The organism is Methanosphaera cuniculi (assembly GCF_003149675.1).
In the GTDB taxonomy this organism is placed as follows: Archaea; Methanobacteriota; Methanobacteria; order Methanobacteriales; family Methanobacteriaceae; genus Methanosphaera; species Methanosphaera cuniculi.
On the sequence record NZ_LWMS01000016.1, the window covers coordinates 1 to 21527 of the forward strand.

The 21527-nt window shown below is 27.3% G+C and carries 19 protein-coding genes; 10 read left to right on the top strand and 9 right to left on the bottom strand.

The window, feature by feature from the left end:
• From MSCUN_RS03105 to hypD, 5 genes are all read right to left on the bottom strand, one after another.
• Positions 1 to 783 (bottom strand): hypothetical protein (locus MSCUN_RS03105; RefSeq protein ID WP_109582971.1); only part of this gene is annotated, 783 nt, incomplete at its 3' end.
• Positions 784 to 1231: 448 nt separating this feature from the next.
• Complete coding sequence (locus MSCUN_RS03110) at positions 1232 to 2884, bottom strand: ABC1 kinase family protein (protein WP_095608897.1); 1653 nt, start codon at positions 2882 to 2884, stop codon at positions 1232 to 1234.
• Between the two features lie 109 nt (positions 2885 to 2993).
• Positions 2994 to 4145 carry a zinc ribbon domain-containing protein gene (locus MSCUN_RS03115; protein WP_095608896.1) on the bottom strand — a complete coding sequence of 384 codons (1152 nt, stop codon included), beginning with the start codon at positions 4143 to 4145 and terminating at the stop codon, positions 2994 to 2996.
• A 342-nt stretch (positions 4146 to 4487) separates the two neighbouring features.
• Positions 4488 to 5792, bottom strand: a complete 1305-nt coding sequence (locus MSCUN_RS03120) for a TldD/PmbA family protein (RefSeq protein WP_095608895.1) — start codon at positions 5790 to 5792, stop codon at positions 4488 to 4490.
• A gap of 265 nt (positions 5793 to 6057) precedes the next feature.
• The gene (gene hypD / locus MSCUN_RS03125; RefSeq protein WP_095608894.1) at positions 6058 to 7110 is read right to left on the bottom strand and encodes a hydrogenase formation protein HypD; all 1053 of its coding nucleotides are present in this window, start codon (positions 7108 to 7110) and stop codon (positions 6058 to 6060) included.
• Between the two features lie 387 nt (positions 7111 to 7497).
• Here hypD and MSCUN_RS03130 point away from each other — a divergent pair, with 387 nt between their 5' ends.
• The 3 genes from MSCUN_RS03130 (at position 7498) to MSCUN_RS03140 (ending at position 11125) form a co-directional block, all read left to right on the top strand.
• Positions 7498 to 8736: a Mur ligase family protein gene (locus tag MSCUN_RS03130; RefSeq protein ID WP_095608893.1), complete on the top strand. Its 1239-nt coding sequence runs from the start codon at positions 7498 to 7500 to the stop codon at positions 8734 to 8736.
• A 400-nt stretch (positions 8737 to 9136) separates the two neighbouring features.
• Complete coding sequence (locus MSCUN_RS03135) at positions 9137 to 10303, top strand: hypothetical protein (RefSeq protein ID WP_095608892.1); 1167 nt, start codon at positions 9137 to 9139, stop codon at positions 10301 to 10303.
• Positions 10304 to 10429: 126 nt separating this feature from the next.
• Positions 10430 to 11125 (top strand): nucleotidyltransferase family protein, encoded by a 696-nt coding sequence (locus MSCUN_RS03140; protein ID WP_095608891.1) that lies wholly within the window; start codon positions 10430 to 10432, stop codon positions 11123 to 11125.
• Positions 11126 to 11202: 77 nt separating this feature from the next.
• Here MSCUN_RS03140 and MSCUN_RS03145 read toward each other — a convergent pair whose 3' ends face one another.
• From MSCUN_RS03145 to MSCUN_RS03160, 4 genes are all read right to left on the bottom strand, one after another.
• Positions 11203 to 11892 carry a DUF169 domain-containing protein gene (locus tag MSCUN_RS03145; protein ID WP_095608890.1) on the bottom strand — a complete coding sequence of 230 codons (690 nt, stop codon included), beginning with the start codon at positions 11890 to 11892 and terminating at the stop codon, positions 11203 to 11205.
• 357 nt (positions 11893 to 12249) lie between these two features.
• Positions 12250 to 12981 carry a phosphoglycerol geranylgeranyltransferase gene (locus tag MSCUN_RS03150; RefSeq protein WP_180738351.1) on the bottom strand — a complete coding sequence of 244 codons (732 nt, stop codon included), beginning with the start codon at positions 12979 to 12981 and terminating at the stop codon, positions 12250 to 12252.
• A gap of 257 nt (positions 12982 to 13238) precedes the next feature.
• Complete coding sequence (locus MSCUN_RS03155) at positions 13239 to 13385, bottom strand: 50S ribosomal protein L40e (RefSeq protein WP_095608888.1); 147 nt, start codon at positions 13383 to 13385, stop codon at positions 13239 to 13241.
• Position 13386: 1 nt separating this feature from the next.
• Complete coding sequence (locus MSCUN_RS03160) at positions 13387 to 13899, bottom strand: DUF367 family protein (protein ID WP_095608887.1); 513 nt, start codon at positions 13897 to 13899, stop codon at positions 13387 to 13389.
• Positions 13900 to 14187: 288 nt separating this feature from the next.
• Here MSCUN_RS03160 and MSCUN_RS03165 point away from each other — a divergent pair, with 288 nt between their 5' ends.
• The 7 genes from MSCUN_RS03165 (at position 14188) to glmM (ending at position 21363) form a co-directional block, all read left to right on the top strand.
• Positions 14188 to 14877 carry a DUF116 domain-containing protein gene (locus MSCUN_RS03165; RefSeq protein ID WP_095608886.1) on the top strand — a complete coding sequence of 230 codons (690 nt, stop codon included), beginning with the start codon at positions 14188 to 14190 and terminating at the stop codon, positions 14875 to 14877.
• An 88-nt stretch (positions 14878 to 14965) separates the two neighbouring features.
• The gene (locus tag MSCUN_RS03170; RefSeq protein WP_095608885.1) at positions 14966 to 15286 is read left to right on the top strand and encodes a NifB/NifX family molybdenum-iron cluster-binding protein; all 321 of its coding nucleotides are present in this window, start codon (positions 14966 to 14968) and stop codon (positions 15284 to 15286) included.
• Between the two features lie 259 nt (positions 15287 to 15545).
• Complete coding sequence (locus MSCUN_RS03175; RefSeq protein ID WP_095608884.1) at positions 15546 to 16418, top strand: hypothetical protein; 873 nt, start codon at positions 15546 to 15548, stop codon at positions 16416 to 16418.
• A gap of 693 nt (positions 16419 to 17111) precedes the next feature.
• Entirely contained in the window at positions 17112 to 17687 is a 576-nt protein-coding gene (locus MSCUN_RS03180) for a 30S ribosomal protein S3ae (protein WP_095608883.1), read from the top strand.
• A 126-nt stretch (positions 17688 to 17813) separates the two neighbouring features.
• Positions 17814 to 18488 carry a TIGR00297 family protein gene (locus tag MSCUN_RS03185; RefSeq protein ID WP_095608882.1) on the top strand — a complete coding sequence of 225 codons (675 nt, stop codon included), beginning with the start codon at positions 17814 to 17816 and terminating at the stop codon, positions 18486 to 18488.
• A gap of 4 nt (positions 18489 to 18492) precedes the next feature.
• Complete coding sequence (locus MSCUN_RS03190; RefSeq protein ID WP_095608881.1) at positions 18493 to 19722, top strand: 2,3-bisphosphoglycerate-independent phosphoglycerate mutase; 1230 nt, start codon at positions 18493 to 18495, stop codon at positions 19720 to 19722.
• A gap of 282 nt (positions 19723 to 20004) precedes the next feature.
• A complete protein-coding gene (gene glmM, locus MSCUN_RS03195; RefSeq protein WP_095608880.1) occupies positions 20005 to 21363 on the top strand; it encodes a phosphoglucosamine mutase in 1359 nt (452 codons plus the stop codon).
• Positions 21364 to 21527 lie beyond the last annotated feature (164 nt).

Below are 21527 nucleotides of genomic sequence, written 5' to 3' on the forward strand. Positions count from 1 at the left end.
TGCTCCATTATGTGTATATTTCCATGATATTATTTTTGTGAAGAAGTATACTGCATCATCAAATGAAAGAGTATTGTTGTATATTGATATTTTTAGTGGATTACGTAGATTTATATTATAACATTTTACTATTTCATTTGCTAATATTGTGTAATTTGTTTTACTTATTCTTATATTGTGACAATTTGTTCCTGTTGTACTCATCACATGTTTTGTTGTATTGATTGATTGAGATGTTGTGCTGTTAATACTTTTACATAGTAAGTGAAGATAATCATTTATTGTAACATTTTTATTATCTATTTTAACAACTGCTGGAATATAGTGATTTTTCTTAATAAAATTATTTGTATTATTTGCACAGGCTAATATTCCATTATAAGAATAGGTTATATTAGAATTAGAAGATGGTGCTTTTAATGATGAACTATCATTATTATCAGATATTTCACCATCATATGATGTTTCATTACTAGGTATTTCATTATCAGATATTTCATTATCAGATATTTCACCATCATATGATGTTTCATTATCAGATATTTCATTATAATTAGATTCATTATTATATATTTTACCACTAGATGAATCATCATCATAATTATATAAATCAGACGATTCATCATTATTGTAATTATTATCTATTTTATTAAAATTTGAAATATCATTAATTATACTTTTTTCATTCGTAGATGTATAATTATTATCCAAATTTGTTGCTGAAACAGATGAAATAGATAATAATACTATTAATATAATAATAAACTTATATCTATTTTGCATTTCTTTTTTTTCACTCCTTAAATTTTATTTTTAATGAATTATATTGAATTTAATAATTAATCATTATAAATAAGAATATATATTCAGTAATACTTAATACTATTCTTAAAAATTGAATAAAAAATAAGATTACCTTTAAAAGTTTAATAATTAACATAATATAAAAAGAAAGTCTTTCTTTTTATAGTACATCTCAGTAAGTTTTATACTTTATTAGTATATAACTTAAGTAACGAATTAGGTATTTAATGTTTCAATTTTAATGATGAATTAATAGTTTTTAGAAAAAAGTAATTAACTAAAAATGGTGTAAAATTTTAGAGAAACACTATAATAAAAAAAAAATTAAAATAAGTAAAAAATATCATCTTATATTTTTAAGTTATTATAAAATTATTTAAAAAAAAAGTGAAAAAGAAGGGATGTTCCAAAGTTTTCCTACTTTTTTTTAGTAGTTTCCTCGTGTGAGGATAAGTATTATAAGTACTCCTCCTAGTATTGCACTAAAGAGGAATCCTACTAGTCCTATTGCTGAATATCCAAATAGTTTAAATCCTATGTCTGCATGTAATATTAGTGATGATCCTACAATTATTGCAGCTATTATTATTGCAAGTACAAGTTCATTTACAATACGTGTAAATATGTTATTTAAACTATCAAGTTCATTTGATGCAAGTGATAGTTTTATTTGTCCATCATCACTTACTATGTTTAGTAAATTCATTATTGAATTTGGTATTTTCTTTGATATATAGTCTAAGTCCATGCTAAATTCATGTGATTGTCGTTCTATATTTTTTGGACTGAATTTATTTAGTACTAGTTTTTTTGCATATGGTTTTAGTATTTCAGTTGTGTTAAATGATGAGTCTAATTCATTTCCAAAGTCATATACCATTGTTATTGTACGTACTACCATCATTAAATCACGTGGTATAACTACACCATAATCTTTTAATACATTAGATTCTACAAGTTCACGCATTACTGATGATATATCATTAAACTGAGCACCATAATAACGGTCAAGTACATGAATTATTTCATCTTGCACATCATTAAAATCATTTTTATCTTTTATTATACCCATGTAATATAGTTGTTTTGTTAATAGTTGTGCATCACCTTGTGATATAAATATAAAAAGATTAGCTAAATCATCACGAAGATCATTACTAAGATGTCCCATCATACCAAAATCTACAAATGCAACAATATCCCGGTCAAGTACAAAAATATTACCAGGATGAGGATCAGCATGATAAAATCCATAGATGAGAATTTGTTTAATATATGAATCAGCACCCATAGTTGCTATTTTCTTTTTATCATAATCTGAATCTGGAGCATCAAATACTTTACTTAAGCTTACTCCATCAAGAAATTCCATTGTAAGAACACGACTAGTTGAAGCTTCAAGATAAATATCAGGAATATAAACTTCATCTTTTTTTAGAAGATCTTTCATGTGAACTGCATTCATAGCTTCAATTGTATAGTTTAGTTCATTTCGCATATCTTTTTCAAATACCTTAATAATTGCCGGTATATTATATGATTTAAGAGTATCTACATTATTAAGATATGGTGCAACCTTTTTCATAAGTCTAATATCTGTTGCAATAGTTTCCTGGATATGTGGATGTTGTACTTTTACAGCAACAAGAATATTTTTATAAAATGCCTTATGTACTTGTCCTATACTTGCTGATGCTACAGGTTCTTTTGTGAAATCTTCAAATATTTCATCTACTGGTTTTCCAAATTCATCTTCTATTACCTCTTCTACTTCAGAATATGGTGTTACTGGTGCTGCTTCTTGAAGTTTTGCAAGTTCTTGTGCCATGTCATATCCAACGAGGTTTGGAAAAGTACTGAGAGTTTGTCCAAGTTTAATAAAAGTAGTTCCTAGTTCTTGGAAAACAAGTCTTAAACGTGTATTACTATCATATTCTTTAGCTTCTGGTGCAACTTTGCTAAATATTTTATACTTTGATCTAAGATCTCGATTAACAAAATTTCCAAATCCATATTTAATAAGAACACTAAGAATTTCATTCATCCTTGTTATATCACGTTTTGTACTCTCAATTGCCATACTATATACTATTATTAATAATACCTTATAAAAATTTTGAAAGTTTGAATATATTAGGATAAATTAAAGAAAAATAGAAAAAAAGGGGTGGTTAATTTTATTCTAGATTTTATACTCCGATGTAGTTTACAAGTGATAATGCAACTACAGCTGCAATAACTAGTATTAGTATTATTATTAGTACTGTTACAAGTTTACTACTTAGTGAGTTTACATTTTCATCAAGTTCCATTTCAAGTTCATCAAAGTCATCATCACTATCTTTTGCATCAAGTATTTTGTTAAATTTAGATTCAATATCACTATCTGCTTTTGTAGTTGTTGTTTTTTGATCTTCTTTTTCTACTGAATCTTGGATTGGTTTTATGATGTTTGATTCTCTTTTATCAATTTTTACATCACTTGGTTTTTCAACAATTATTTCATCATCTGATTTAAGAAGTTCTTCTAGGTCATCATCTTCTTTTACTGGTTTAACTTCTTTTGGTTCTTCTTTTATCTGTGATTCTTCTTTTTGTTCTATTACATCAGCTGGTTTTTCAACATCTGAAACTTTACTATCTTCTGATTTCTGTGTTTGAGCTGGTTTTTCATCTTCTATGATAACTTCCTGTGTTTCATCAGGTGTTTCATCTTCAACTACTTCATCATAGATTTCATCATCTAAACTCATATCAGGTGAAGCTACTTCATCTACTTGTGGTTTATCTGGTAATTCTTCAACTAAGAAGTCATCATCCATGAGTGTGTCATCATCATCGAGAATCATATCATCATCTGATATTATTGTATCATCTGCTATGATGGTATCATCATCATTTGATATTTCTATTTCAGCTTCTTCTGAGTCTGGTAATATTATTATATCTTCATCATCTTTTGATACTACTACTTGTTCATCAACTGGTTGTTGTTTTGTTGTTTTTGGTTTAATTGGATTTGCTATTGTTGATTTTGCTGATTTTGGTGAAGATTTTGGTTTATCTGATGTTTCAGCTTTTGTTTCTACTTTAGGTGTTTCAGTTTTTGTTGGAGTAATGTCGAGTTGTTCATCTATTGGAACTTCTTCCCATATTAAATCTTCTTCATCAAAGCTATCTACATCTAAGTCTAAAAATTCATCAAAGTCTTTTTCTTCGTTTTTGGTTTCTTTTGGTTCTTCTTGTGGTATTTGTTCTGTTTTATTTTCAACCGGTGTTCCACAATTAAAACAGAAGTTATCATCATCACTTAGTTGTGTACCACATTTTCTACAAAACATTATATATACACTACCTTTTGGTTTATTTTTTTAATTTTTTAATCTATTAGAAAAGTAATCATTTAATTTTCTTTGCTTTTATGATTTAATTATTGTTTATGAGCATTAATTGTGATTATTTATAGAAAATTCTAATATTTATATTATTATACTTTCTATTCTATATAAGGTTTCTATTTTTTATATTATATAAAATTTAAATTTTACCTCATAAAAAAGAAAAAATAAAAGTTATAATATGAATAAGTTAAGAATGTTCATTTTATAAAAAAAAGTAGATTAAGAGGGAGTTGATGATTAAAAGAACATAGTTTTATAAAATACTATAAATCTTATTTTTTTTTATCCTGTTATACGTAGATTTTCTGCAAGTATTTGTGGTAGTATACATGATCCTAGTTGTCGTGTGTCACTTTTAATTGCACATGCTGTATTCATTATATCAAATATATTTCCTGATATCATAACTTTTTTAATTGGATTTTCTATACATCCATTTTGTATTTCAAATCCATTCATTACTTCTACTGAGAAGTCTCCTGTAATTGGGTTTGCTGTATGTGCTCCCATTACACTATCTACGAATATTCCATCATCTATTTCACTTATTTCATATTCATCTTTAAATTTAAATTCAAGATTTGTAAATCCTACTGATGGTACTGATGTGTATCCTCCACGTACTGCATTTGCTGTTGTTTTTACATTATCTATATTTGCACGATATGTATTATATATGAAGTTTTTAAGTATTCCATCTTCAATTAGTGTAGTTTTCTGTGTTGGTGTTCCTTCTGCATCTGATATTGATGATCTAAGTGCTTTTGGTATATGTCCATCATCAATTAGTGTAAAACCTTCAGATGTTACTTGTTCATCTAGTTTATCTTTAAATACTGATCTTCCTCTTTGTTTATTTTCACTATTAAGTGCACTTAGAAATGTACTAAGAAGTGATACTGCTGCTGTATGATCAAGTACAACTTTTGAATCTCGTGATGTTGTTGGTTTTGCTCCACGTGAATCTAATGCTAGTTTTGTTGCTTTTTTTACTATTTCATCTAAGTTTAGATCTTTTGTATGACTTACATCATAATAGTATGCACTTGATACTAAATCATTATCTTCTACATTTACAGATATTGATGCTCCACATCCTGTTTGTATTTCTTCAACATCTACTCCATTTGAATTTACGATATTTACATGTGATAGTGATGTTCCATATCCTCCACTTGTTGGGTTACATCCTTCTTCTTTTGTTATGTCAATTAGTGTTTGTGAATATTCTATTGCTTCTGGTAAATCTACATTTTCAAGATTTTTATCATATAATCCTTCTACTTTTTTATATTTTAAATTTCCAGCTATCATTGAGAGATTTTCATCTTGATCATTTAGTTTTGAGTTTCGTATTGCTTCATTTATTGTTTCATCAATACGGTTAATATTTGTTGTATATGCAAATCCTTGTCTTTGATCTTTTATAATTCTTATTCCTATTCCATAGATATCTTCTTCTTTTGCATGATTTACACTGTCATTTAGTATATCTACATCTGTTGAAACTATTTTTTCTGTATATATTTCTGCTTCATCTACTTTTGGTGTTATTTTCTTTAGTATTTCATCAACTTTAGGATCCATTGTTATTTCATCTCTGAATTTTTTTTTTATTATAATTGATTATTTTTTTATACTATATTATTTTTTTATCATTTTTTTAGTTAGAATGTTAAATTTTTTCTTTTTTTTTATTTATTATTTAGATAATTATTATTTTTATTCATCTTTTATAAAATACAATAGGGATAATAAAAAAAAAGATGTTAATTAGTTTAAATATTTAAAAAAAAGATGTATGATAAAAAAAAGGTTAGTGGTGGAGAAATTTAAGATGATACAATTTTTTTTAATCATCATCCATTTTTGCATATCTATATGCAATATTACACGTTCCTTCTTTACTTACCATACATGCACCAATAGGATGTAGTGGATTACATTCTCCACGGAATAATTTACAATCTTCAGGTCTTGCAACTCCTCTTAGTATTGATCCACAGATACATCCTTGTGGTACATTTTCAGAATCAGGTAGATCCATATCATATTTTTTACGTGCATTTTGTTCATCAAACTCAGGTTTTAAGTCATAAACTGAGTTTGGAATTTCAGGAAATCCTCTCCATTCTTTACTTGTTACTTCAAATACTTCATCTATTTCTTGTTGTGCTATTACATTTCCTTCATCACGTACTGCACGTTTGTACTCATTTTGAATTCTTGGATTATCTTCTTTTTTCTGTTTTAATATAAGATAAATTGAATATAAAATATCAAGTGGATTAAATCCTGCTACAGCTTGTGGTATATTATAGTCTGTTGATAAAAATTCAAGTGGTTTAGTTCCAATAATTGTACATACATGTCCAGGTTCAATTAATCCATCAATTTTTACATCATCATGTACTAGGAAATCTAGTGCTGGTGGTATTAGTCTGTGACTTGAAAGTACTGAGAAGTTTTCAGGTGGATTATTTAGTACTTCATTTGCTGTAGTTGGTGCTGTTGTTTCAAATCCTGCTGCCATAAATACTACATCATTATCAATTTCATTTGCAAGTTCTACTGCATTTCCTATACCATATACTATTCTTACATCAGCACCTTCAGCTTTAGCATCAGCAAGTGATTTTTCAGTTCCAGGTACACGTAGCATATCTCCAAATATTGTTACTGTTACTCCTTGTTCTGCTAGTGCTACACATTCATCTATTTCCTGGGATGGTACTACACATACAGGACATCCTGGTCCTGCTACAATTTGAACTTCCTCAGGTAACATTGATCTTATACCATTATACATTATTGCATGTTCATGTGATCCACATACATGCATTATACTAATTGGTTGTTTTACCTCATCAATCTTTTTTAGTATATCTTTGGTTAAATTTTTCATTTTAAAACGTATCTCCTAAAAATTTAAATAAAAAATGTTATAGATTTCTTTTTCTTTAATTTAAAAAAAGTATATAGATATTTTTTTGTGAAAATTATTTTTTTTTCTTTTATTCTATTTTTTCTTAGTCTTTTCCTTGTTAAAAAAAAATTCTTAGTAGTTAATTTATTTTTTTTTAAATTAAAATTTTATTTTCTTTATTATTTTATTATTTATGAATAATATTATTAAAATTAAAATATTTATATATATTATAAGATTATAATAATTAAAGTAAAAATTAAGTTGATCTAAAAATTATAAAAATTGAAAAAAAAAGTAAAAAAATTTAAATTATTTAATTTTATTAAAAAATATGAAAAAAATGACTTTTAAGGGAGCAAATTAATGAAGATAAGTGTAATTGGATTAGGTGTAGAAGGACAAAAAGCAACAATCTCACTACTTAAACGTGAATATGAAGTATATTCATCAGATATAAATCGTGAAATTGACCTATCTTTACTTGATGAATATTCAAGTAATTTAAAAGATAAAAATCTTGACCTTGAAATTGGAAGTCATAATCTTGATAAAATATTTAAAACAGATGCTGTATCTGTAAGTCCAAGTCTTTTTAATAAGAAAATATGTCAAGATGTAATAGAACATGGTCTTTTCATATCTGATATTTTTAATAAACATAAAGATATTACAACAATAGCTGTTACAGGAACAAATGGTAAAACCACAACTACTCATATGATATATGAAATACTATCAAATGAAGGATATGACGTTGCAATTGGTGGAAATGGTGGTGGTGGATTTTCAGGATATAATGAACTTATCATGGATGCTAATGAAAATAGTTATGATTATATGATAATTGAAGTATGTGATATGACACTTGATTATTGTAATTATGTATTTGACATAGATATGGTAGTTGTAACAAATATTGGCTATGATCATATGGATGTACATGGATCAATTGAACAATATACACAAGAAGTTGGAGAATTTATAAAAGATAAACCAGCAGTACTAAATAGAAATGATGAAAATATTCTTAAAATAAAAGATAAAAGTAGTAAACCACTATTATTTGATACATACACATATCCTTTAAACTTATTTGGAACATTTAACAAAAACAATGCACATGCAGCATATATAATGTGTAAAATACTACTTAACATACCTGATGAAAACATACAAAAAACACTAGAAAACTTCCAAGCAGTAGAAGGAAGAACCAAACAAATAAACTATCATACAAACACGATAATAACAGGAAAAACAGATAATGTAGATGCACTTAAAGCAGTACTTGATGAGGAAAGATTTGACATACTAATAATAGGAACACCAAGAAAACATGAAACATGCAGATATAACATACTAGATTATATTAATGAGTATAAACCAGAAACACTCATAATATTCCCAGGACTTGAAGATACAACATATGAATACATTCAACATCTAAATAAACTAGGATATCATAAAGATATGATGGTACTAAAAAATATGGATGATATAATAAACTACATAAACACAAAACAAAACATGAAAATATTCATAGGTGGAAATGGACAAGAAAAAATAACTCAAATAACAAACATACTTGATGAGTACAAATAAACTTTTTAACACCCACCTTTTATCATCCTTCTTTTTTTATCTTAACATTTCACATACCTTTTTTTTAATATATTCTAAATTTTACTAAACACACTAGTAATTTATTATACAATTCTATAAAAATTAACTTGGTTAAAATAATGAAAAATTGAATAAATACACATTCTTACACCTTGTTTTTTATAAAATAATATTTATTATCAACAATAAACAAAAATAGATATTAATAAAGTAAATCTTTTTTCAAATAAATATAAAAAAAACTAAAATTTTAAAACATTTTTTTTCACAAACAAACTATAAAGGGAGGTTAATTAAAATAAAACAAAAACTAACTAATCCATACATACTTATTGGAGTTCTTCTTTTAACTGTTATTGTATCAGGACTACTATGTAACATGGTAACAGCACAATCTACAGCAAATGATACAAGTATAAATCTAAAAAATGGATCAACAGTAGTATCTGGAGATATGCTAATAGACCAAACTAAAGTTATGAAAGTTCCACTAGCATCAAATCCAATGAATATATTAAGACCACTGAAAAATCGTGATATTGTAACTGTATTTAACAGTATAATAACAGCAAGTGCACCAAATGACATAATTAAAAATAATTCATATATAACAGCAGATGGACACATATCAAGTAAACTCAACGGACCTGGAATTGTAGAACTTGATGCTGATAATAAAGTATCAATAAAAGCACCAACATCAATGGTATGGGGACATAAACTACCATACATAACAGCAATAAAAAATGGTGACACACTTACCATAAAACAAAAAGATAAAACAATCAAAACAATAAAAGAATCTGATATAAACAATGACACAGTACCAACAGATTATGTAACAGCAGAAAACCTTAAAACATGGATGAATTCATCACAAGATGGATCAAACATAACACTAGACTACTATCTTGGAGACTTTAATGATAAAAGAAATGGTGTATATGGAAAAGAAAATATTACACGTGACTTTGGAAATGAAACATATGGATATATGAGAAACTACACACCAGGTGCACCTGTAATGGTATATGAACATAATGCAACAGAAACTAATGTAAGTTCTGCTGTAAGTACTGTTGAATATCTACCTGAATATCCAACTGAAATACGTGCTTCAAATGCAAAAGAATTTGCAGTAGGATGGAATAATACAATAATTCCACCACACTCAGCAGCACATGGAAAAGAAAATGTAACATTTACATCAATAGCAGAATCAGGAGCAGCATCAGGAAGTGCAACACACGGAGTATGTCCACCAGGAAGATCACTACGTGATGCAATAATGGCACTTGGAAATCCACTACCTGTTGGAATGAGTGGAGCTGAAGAAGCTATCCTATATGAATTTAGACCAACAGCAGATGTACTTGTAACAAACAATGGAGACTATCCAATAAAAATAGTAATGTGGACAGAAGGAGAAAATGGAGATACAAAAATCTACACAACAATATATGAACTAAAAGACAATGCAACATACACAAACATGACAACAAATCAAACCATAAAAGAAAACTCAACTGATAATTCAACAACATAAAGTATTTCATAAGTTCACAAAAAAAAATATTTTCTTAACCATCAAATCTTTTTTTTTATCTTTTTTTTTAAAAATAATTATAATACTAAAAAAATTATATCTACTTTATATTAGGAGAATAGATACATGGATGCAATAATAACAGCAGCAGGAAAAAATTCAAGAATGATAGAGGATTTTAAAAATAAAAATCAAAAACCAATACATAAATTAAAACTTGAAATTAACAACATACCAATACTAATACATACACTAAAACAAGTACAAAATTCAAATATAGATAATATAACAATAGCTTTAGGACATCATAAAGATGAAATATATCAAATATTAAAAGACTATGATATGCTTGATTATGTAGATATAAATGTTAATTCTAATGTTAATGTAGGACTTTCTCAAACAATTAAAAATGTATTAGATAAAAAATATGACAATAACTATTTATTTATGGCAGCAGATCAACCAACAATAACAACAAATACAATAAATAACATGATTGATGTACTAGAAACACACCCAGAAGATAAAAATACAATAAGCATACTAGCACGAAGAAAAAGTGGACAATTATCTACAGCAGAAGGACTTGGAATGCCATTTTGTTGTTATGGAAAACTATTATATGACTACATAAAAGATGAGAATGATAATTTAAATCCAATACTTAGAAAAATGATAAAAGAAAAAGTAAACTTCTATGGAATAAAACCAGAAAATAAACTAGAACTACTAAACATCAACCACTATGATGAATACATTAAAATAAAACAAGAGCTTGAAAAAAAAGGAGATTTAAAAAAGATGAAAGAGTTACTATAATCATACTTTTTTTATATAAAATAAGTAGATAATATAAACTTAAACTCTAATTCATCTTCTAATTTTTACTAACTAATTTAAGATATGATATTTTCTAGTGAATTAAGCATACAACCAAGGTTTTCTGCTGTTAATCCTATTACTAGTTCATCAGGTTTTACAGATGTTGTTCCACGTGAACCATCACATCCTAATGTCATGTTTGGTTCTTTGTTTTTGTATGGTCCTGCAACTACATCAGCACATACTGATTGAATACCAGCATAGCTTGCATTAAATCTTTTACCAAGAACATATCCATATGCTTGTGCTATTTTCATACCTTGTTCTGGAAGTGCATATAATACAATTACATCAGGTTCAAATTCTGCATCTTCAAGTGGTGCATATCCTACAGCATTCATTACTGTTTCAACTTTTGGAACTTGACTTAATTCATGAATTGCAGATCCTTGTGATGCAAATCGACCAAGTGAGAAGTATTTTTTTCCTGTTTTAAGTGATTTTGGATAATCACGTAAACCTAGTACTGCAGCTCCTCCTTGACATTGTTGTTCATCTAATGTTGCATAGCATGATACTTTTTCTGATGCTGCTTTAAATACACGTTGACAGTGACGTATTTTATCATCTGCTTTTGGTAGTACTTCTTTTGCATCTTCTTCATCTATGAATAATTTTATAGCTACAGGACTTTTATCTAATCCTAATAATTCTTTTAATTGATTTGAGATTGTTTTAAAATCTTCTATTTTACATGGACTCATAATAATTCTAACTCCTAGTTTAAATTTTCTATTTAATTTTTATTTTATAGTGTTTCTTTAAAATTTTATACCCTATATTCTTTTGTTAGTTAATTTTCTTTATAAAAACTATTAATTTATTATTTCTAGTTATACAATGAAAAGGTATAAAACTTAGAGAAATGTACTATAGAATAAAAAAAAATATAAGTTCAAAATTTTTTTCATCCTATTTATATATTAATTAGATAATTATTTTTTTGTATTTAAATCTTATTTAATATATAGTATTTCTTTAAATTAATTAAAAAAAAAAGATAAAATGAAAAATTAGAAAAAAGAGGAGTGGAAAGTTTTATTATATTTTTTGGGTATTATTTAGTGTATTGCATCTGTTAATTCTTTAATTTTTGTGTATGCATCTGATGATTCTTCAACTACAGTTCCTGTTATTATAATATCAGCACCTGCATCTTTCATCTGTTTTGCATCTTCTGCTGTTCTTATTCCTCCACCAACAATTACTATAAGATTTGTTAGTTTTTTAACTTTCATAACAAACTCTGGTGGTATATGTTTTTCAGCTCCAGATCCAGCTTCAAGATATACAACACGCATTCCCAGGTATTCTGCAGCCATCGCATATGCTAATGCTAAGTCTGATTTTTTACGTGGAATTGGCTTTGCATCTCCTACCCAACCAACAGTTCCTCCAGGTTCTATTATAAGATATCCCATTGGTATTGTTTCAATTCCAATTTTTTTAACTGTTGGTGCAGCTAAAGCTTGTGCTCCTGTTATCCAGTAAGGATTTGTTGAATTTAACATACTCATAAATAGTAGTGCATCTGCATATTTACTTACACCTGATATATTTCCTGGAAATAGTATTACAGGTAGATCAATATTTTCTTTAAGTGCTTTGACAGTTAAATCTAATTCTTCTTGATCTGTTATAGATCCACCTACAAGTATTGCATCAGTTTTTGCTTTTTGTGCTTGTTTTGCTATTTCTACAGCTTCAGCTGGTGTTTGTTCATCTGGGTCTATTAGTGTAATGTGAAGTTTATGATCCTTTAAAGTTTCATTTATATAGTTTTCAACATTCATTATAATTAAATTCCTATACTTTTTTTTCTTATTGTAATGATTATATTATGTGTTGTTTTTTTTATTTAAAAATTAGTAAATATTCTTATAAAATAAAAAAAGTGGTGTGATATTTAGAAAAATATGTGATAAATTTTTATAATCTTCAAATAAATAATAAAAAAGTTAATCTGTAATTAAATAATTAATTTTTTTTTAGAAAAAGTAGTAATTATATTGGTTATTAAAAAGATGGGAGGTTAAGGGGAGATATATATCTATCCTCTTGGTTCTTTTGCTTTAAATCTTAAACCTGTGTATCCACATTTTCTGCATGCTTTTGCTGTTGCAGGGTTTCTTGCGTTACATTTTAAACAAATTTTTACATTGAATATTCTGTTTTCTGCTTCTTCGAATTTTGCCATTTTATTGTCCTCCAAGGAATTCGTTTTGTACTTTTACAATTTCAGTACTGTTTTTTGCCTCACTATAGGCTTCTAATAAATTTTCATTAAGTGTTATAAAATGAGGTCCCCATTTGAAGCAGTTCATAAGGTCTCGAGCTTCTTGTTTATAACCTACTATATATAGTGTTGCACTTAATGCTTCAGCACTTGATAGTATGCATGGTTTTCCATAGTTAACAGGGTTTGCTGCTACTAGAAATGGAAGTAACCTGTGATTTTTCTTAGATTTAAAATTAAATGATGATTTTTTCAATTTTTTCCAAGAACAATCTAGTGCTGATAATCCGTATTTTGTAATTCTTTCTCGATCTTCGCGTGAAACTGCTTTATCAGCTTCAGCATCTAAAACTATTGCATTGTAAGGTATTTTATTCATTTTGTGTGTGATTATTGCCTTATTTTGTTTTGCTAGTTTTATTGATGTGCATCTTTTGGGATCGCACTCATTTGAGTGGTAAATTACAATTTTCATTATCTTTAGACTTTAAGTGTTTTTTTTTTATAAAAATAAATTCTTTTTCATAATCCATGAATTTAATTTTTTGAATAACAGATTATATTATTAGAATAGTATATATTAGATATATTTTTCTATTAATAAAAAGGTTTCTATTAAATCATTCATATCTTCTTATAAATTTTAAATCTTTTTTGAAAAATTAAATAATATTTTTATTATATAAAAATTAAATATCTAATTAATAAAGATGATGAATGTTTATTTAGTTAATATAAATTATTATAAAAGGAAAAATTCAAAATGGACATAAACATATTTACATTAATTGGTGAATTGATTGTAATTGCAGTAATAATACTTGCAATATTTATTATTATTACATTAATTCTTGGTAAAACATTACTTAAAACACGTAAATTATTGTTTCCAAGACTTCTTCTTTTTACACTAGATTTAACATATCCTGTAATTAAGAAGCTTCTTATACTCTTTAAGAAGGATGATTTGTTAATTGATAGAATAAGTATTGATTTAAGAAATAGAATGAATCATAACACATTTAAAACACTTGATTCTAAGGATGTTGTTATAATACTTCCACACTGTCTTCGTGCTCAGAAATGTCCTGCAGTACTAGGTAATTCTGGACTTGAATGTGTTGAGTGTGGTAAATGTTCTATTGGTGTATTTAAAATAATATGTGATAAAAAGGGAATTGGTCTTTATGTTGTTCCAGGATCTACATTTATAAAACAAGTTATAAAACAAAGACCAATAAAAGGAGCAATAGGAGTTGCATGTCCTATTGATCTTAATAATATGATGACATCATTATCACAATTTACAACACAGGGAGTTGGACTTCTTAAGGATGGATGTATTAATACACTTGTTAATGAAGATGATGTAATTGAAATTCTTAATATTCCAAAACCTGTAACACACTACACTAAAGAGGAAATTAGAAACGGTGATAATGCTTTTCATTAGAAATTAATAAATAACTGTATTTAACTAATATTATATCATTAGATAATAAAGAAAAAAAATAATATTTTTTTTAGGAGATATTAATTAGATGAAGAAAATAGTCATAGCTGTAAAAGATAATGGAGTTAAAGTTGGACATTTTGGTACATCAGAAAATTTTATTGTGTATGATTATGATGAAAATACTGGTAATATTTCATATGATACACTTATTATTTCACCTAAAAATCGTACAAGTTCCGAAGAATGGGAAAAATCAGCAGATGCTATTGATATGTGTGATATCATAATTTGTGAAAAAATTGGTGTTGTTCCTAAAGTTCAATTTAAAGAACGTGGCTTTGAAGTTATTGAGGATTCAGGATTAATTGAAGAAGTTCTTGATAACTTTTTAAATTCACAAAAATAAGATAATAACTTTTTACCTTTCTCCTCCAATAAATTTTTAACTTACTTTTTTTTATTCATATTATCAATCTGTTATTTAATACTATTTTTTAAAAAATACATGAATAAAAATTAATTAAATTTAACAATAATAGTAGAAATTTTATTTAATTAAAAATAACAATAAAAAGAATAACCAATAAATTAACATAAAAAATAAAATTCAATAGAATAATATTTAAAGTTTTTTTAATTATAATAATTGGGGGAGAGTGAAAAAGGTGCAACTAGATGATAGATGGTATGAATTATACACACTATTATATGGAAATACATTCAACAGAATTCTTACCTTAGGAAACAAAAAAAATGGTTATATAAATCATAACATAAGATCACTTGATCAACTACAACAAGAAATTGATAAACACTACCCACACAAAGAATTCTACATATCATTATATGACTATAAAACAGATACAAATCTTCTTAAATGGGATAAAATAGAAAAAGACAAATTTGAAAAATATTCAATAAAAGATCGTATAGTACTCAGATTCCGTGATGATACAACCATAATACAACAAGAAACAGCAGAATTAAATGAAATCCAAACCTACATGTTTATAAGAAGATCAATAAACTTAGGTCAGGATAAAAAAATGCTAAAAGAAGTAAAAACAGTATATGAAGCAATAGAAAACTTATTCCAGATAAAAGCATTACCAGTATATAATGGATATAATGAGTATTGCTTATACATATTCTTAGATGAAGAAATGCAACTTGAAAATCCATCAATAACACTATATTACTTCTATAAATTCATAGAAGATTACTGTGATACAAAACTTCTTAAATATGAAAAAATAGAGCCATTTTCACAGATAATCACAATACCAGGAACACAAAATAATAGCTCAAGATTATATTCAAAAGTATTTAATATTGAAGATTCATATCCTGATATAATTGAAAATGCATCACGTAAAGAATTATTAAATGATTATAAAGTATATAAATATCAAAGAAGTCCTTCACTAACAACACTACTTGAAACAATGGATAAAGAAATTACTAAAAGACTATCAGATCATACAGATGTTAAATCATTTAATCTTAATGAATTATTTCATGAAAACCGTATAAGTTAATTTCAAAAAAATTATAAGGAAAAAAAAGAGTACTTTTTTTAAACTTTTTCTTACTCTTCTTTAAAACATTTTTTTTACTAAATCATATTTTTAACTATAAAAAAAAAGATATGAAATAATATTTTTAGTAATTTCATTTTTAAACATTAAAAAAAAATTAATATTTTTAACTAAATTATACCTCTTTTTTAAGTAACTTTATATTAAATAAAAAACATAATATTTAATTAGAAATATAGACTAGGTTCTTGGTAATTTTATAATCATAGTTAACTCGTGATTATTATAATAAAATATGACCTACACAACATTACACCAAAAAAAAATATTGAATACTTTTTTAAACTAAGGGTGTAGTTGAAAAAAAAATAAACCACTTTTCATCTTATAATGTGTAGATTCATGTGTATCTAAATTCTATTATAAAAAACAACGTTAATTGTTTTAATTACCAAAAGAATTCTGACGGAAATTTTTCAAAACTAATAAATTAAAGAAGAAATTTATAAAAAAAAACAAGGAATTAAAGTTACTAATTCAACACATAACCACCATAAAAAAAAATAAAACATAAATTAAGATCATTAGATGAAAAAACTTAATGGATCAAATACAAATTTCATCTTCTTTTATAAAAAAAAGAATGATCAAAAAAAAAAATTAATTTAAAATTTAATAGGAGTAAGTGATATAATGGCAAAAGCAAGAAGACGAGTACGTGACACATGGAAAGAAAAAATCTGGTATGATATACTAGCACCAGAAGAATTTAATGAAGAAAGTCTAGGAACAAGCCCAGCACGTGAACCTGAAATGCTAGAAGGACGTAAAATTGAAACATCCATGCGTGAATTAAATGGTGACTTCAGCAGACAATACGTAAAACTATTCTTTGAAGTAGACCATGTAAGTGGAGAAACAGCATACACAGTATTTACAGGACACAAAGTAACATCAGACTACGTACGTAGTATGATTAGAAGAGGAACCAGTCGTATTGACACAATATGTGATGCAACAACAAAAGATGGTAAAAAAGTAAATGTACACATGTTAGCTATTACCGTAAAAAGAGCAAAAGCATCACAACAAAGATTAATCAGAGAAACTATGAAAAATATGATCATAGAAAATGCTGCTGAAAAAAATCTTAATGAATTAGTAAAAGAAATCATCTCAGGTAAATTTGCATCAAACATTTACCACGAAGCTAAAAAAATCTACCCACTTAAAAAAGTAGAAACAATAAAATCAAAAGTATTAAACTAAATAAATCATTAAATAATTAGTCTTAATACAATCAAAACCAATTAAGGGTTTTATAAACTTCTTCTTTTTTTCTTTACTTTTTTTTATACAAACATTTTATTATAAGTTATATACAAAAATTATTTTATGATACAATTAATATTCCTCATAACTTGTGTAATACTTGGAATTATAGTATACTTAAGTGGTGCACTTGATTTACTAGGCTCATTTTTTGTTACAATTATTGGAATATTTATTGTGATAGCCAGAGGATTTAACTGGCTTGCAATACTATTACTCTTTCTTATACTAGGATCAGTATTTACCAAGTTTAAGAAAGATTATAAAAGAAAAATAGGACTGGTTCATGAGAAACGAACAGTTAAAAATGTTATATCAAATGGGATAATAGCAGTTTTAATGGCTGTATTTGGAAATTATGCTGGATTTATTGGAGCAATATCCACAGCAACAGCAGATACACTAGCAAGTGAAATTGGTGTATTAAGCAGCCCAGTACTACTAACAAATCGAGAACATGTAAAACCTGGAACGAACGGTGGAATCTCTCTACTTGGAACCGTAGCAGGCTTACTTGGAGCTTTAATAATTGGAGTTTCAGCCTTTATAGTAAATGTATCCCCAGACATTACCCACAGTATTTGCATAGCAGTTATTGCCGGAATGGTAGGATGTTTTGCAGATAGTCTTCTAGGTGCAACATTAGAGCGCGAGGGGCTTTTAAACAATGAACATGTTAATTTACTTGCCACAATAATTGGAGCATTAGTTGGTATCATAATAACAATTGGAGCATAAAAATATGAAAGGAATTATATTTGTAATAGATGGAATGGGTGACCGCCCAATGAAAGAATTAGGTGACAAAACACCACTAGAGAGTGCAAACACACCATCTATGGATAAAATGGTAACAGAAGGAATAACTGGAATAATGGACACAATACGTCCAGGAGTAAGACCAGGAAGTGACACAGCACACCTAACACTTCTAGGATATGATCCATACGAAGTATACACAGGTCGTGGACCATTTGAAGCAGCAGGAGTAGATCTTGATGTTGAACCTGGTGACATAGCATTCCGTTGTAACTTTGCAACAGCAGATGATGATCTTACAATAACAGATCGTCGAGCAGGACGTATTAATAGTAGAACAGATGAAATTGCTGATACAATTAATCAGATGAAAATTGATGATAATGTAGAAATTATCTTCAAAGAATCAGATGCACACCGTGGAGTTCTAGTTCTAAGAGGAGAAGGATTATCTGATAAAATCACAGATGCAGATCCTAAACATGAAGGAAACAAACCAAAAATAGTAAAACCACTAGATGATTCTGATGAAGCAAAATACACAGCAGATGTAGTAAATCAATTTGTAAACAAATCATATGAAATGCTAAAAGATCACCCAGTAAATATTGAAAGAATAGAAAATGGTGAACACCCAGCAAACATAGTACTACCACGTGGTGTTGGAGCTGTACCACAAATCACACCATTTGAAGAAAAATATGGACTTAAAGGTGCATGTGTAGCAGAAACAGGATTAATCCAAGGAATTGCAAAACTAGCAGGAATGGACATAATTCATGTACCAGGAGCAACTGGTGGAATAAATACAGATATTGACAGTGTACATAAACATATCATTGATACTGTAAAAAGTGATAAATATGACTTTATACTAGTAAATGTTGATGGTGCAGATGAAGCTGGTCATGATGGTGATACAATAGGAAAACGTGATTTCATCGAAAAAATAGATCCAATAATGAAAGATCTTGATGCAATGGATGATATTGTATTATTTGTAACAGCAGATCATTCAACACCTGTAAGTATAATGGATCATTCTGGAGATCCTGTACCAGTATTCCTAAAAGCACCTGGTCTACGTGTAGATGATGTAACAGAATATGGAGAACGTGCAGCAGCAAAAGGAGGCTTATGTCGTATCCGTGGATCTGATGTAATCTACATAATCCGTGATCTAATGAATGAAATGCCAAAATTTGGAGCTTAAATTAATAAAAAAAAACAAACAACAAATTATCTTAACCTCCACTTAATTCACCTAACCTCCATCTAATTATTTTTTTTTAAATCACAACTAGATATTTTAATATATGAAACTAATTTTTTTCAAACCAGATAATAAAAAATAAGATAGTACTTTTTTTTTATAAGATTTTTTTTTCATCAAAAATTTAAGAATAAAAAACAACAAAATATAATAATATACTAAGTGAATTATAAAAGGAAAATATAATAAATTTTTTTTGATATTAAAGGAGAATAATATACAATGACAAGTATACCAAAATTATTTGGAACATCAGGAATTCGTGGAAAATACCAAGAACAAATAACATTAGAACTTGCAATAAATGTAGCACGTGCCCTTGCAAAATACATTGGAGGAGTAGGTAAAAAAGTAGTAATTGGACGAGATACAAGAACTACTGGTAAAATAATTGAAAATGTAATGTCCGCAGCATTAATGGAATGTGGCTGTGATGTATTAAAACTAGGAATGGTTCCAACCCCAGTAGTAGGATATGCAACATTAAAAAAAGGAGCTGATGCAGGAATAATGATAACAGCATCACATAATCCATCAGAATATAATGGAATAAAACTATGGAATAATGATGGACTTGCATATAAACAACACCAAGAAGCAGAAATTGAAAAAATCGTATATAATAAAGACTTCGAAGTTGTAGGATGGGATGAAGTAGGATGTGAGTATGATATTTCATCATTTAAAGATAAATATGTTGATGATATTATAAAAGTATCAGAAATTAATCCTAATAAACCTCTTAAAGTAGTAATTGATGCTGCAAGTGGAGCTGGATCTTATTTATCTGCTAATGCTATGCGTAAAGCAGGAATGGATGTAATAACATTAAATTCCCAGCCTGATGGATTTTTCCCTGGACGAAATCCTGAACCAAATGCTGAAAATCTCCAAACACTAATGAAGACTGTAAAAGCAATAGGTGCAGATATTGGAATTGCACATGATGGTGATGCAGATCGTATGATTGCTGTAGATGAAAAAGGACGATTATCTGACTTTGATAAACTTCTTACAATTATGGCAAAAGAATTTGGAGGACTTGTTATAACAACAGTTGATGCATCAGCATGTCTTGATACACAAATGAGTATGATAGATGGTGAAGTTAAAAGAACACCTGTAGGTGATGTTCATGTAGCTGAAAGTATAGTTGAAAATAATGCTACATTTGGTGGTGAACCATCTGGAACTTGGCTACATCCAGACTTTTGCATGTGTCCTGATGGACTTCTATCAGCTCTTAGAATTGTTCATTGTGTACAAAAAAATGGTCCTTTATCACAACAACTTGATGCAATTGAAAGTTATCCAACATTAAGAAGTAAAATAACATGTCCAAATGATAAAAAAGATAAAATAATGGAAATTGTAACTGATAAATTCCAGGATGAATTTGATAAAATTAAAGAAGTACTTACTATTGATGGAGTACGCTTACAATTTGAAGATAACAGTTGGGTATTAATAAGACCATCAGGTACAGAACCATATATTAGAATTACAGCAGAAGCTATGACACAACAAAAACTTGATGAAATCATAGATATTGCAACAAAATTCCTAGAAAAACAATTATAAAAAAAATTATCTTTAAACTCCCCCTTTTTTTATCTCCCATTTTTTTTATTAAATTACTCTTTTTTTTAGAAAAAAAGATTTCCCACCCTTTTTTTATATACTTTAATAAATGTAATATATAATTATAAAATAATAAAACATATAAAAATAAAAAATAATAATAT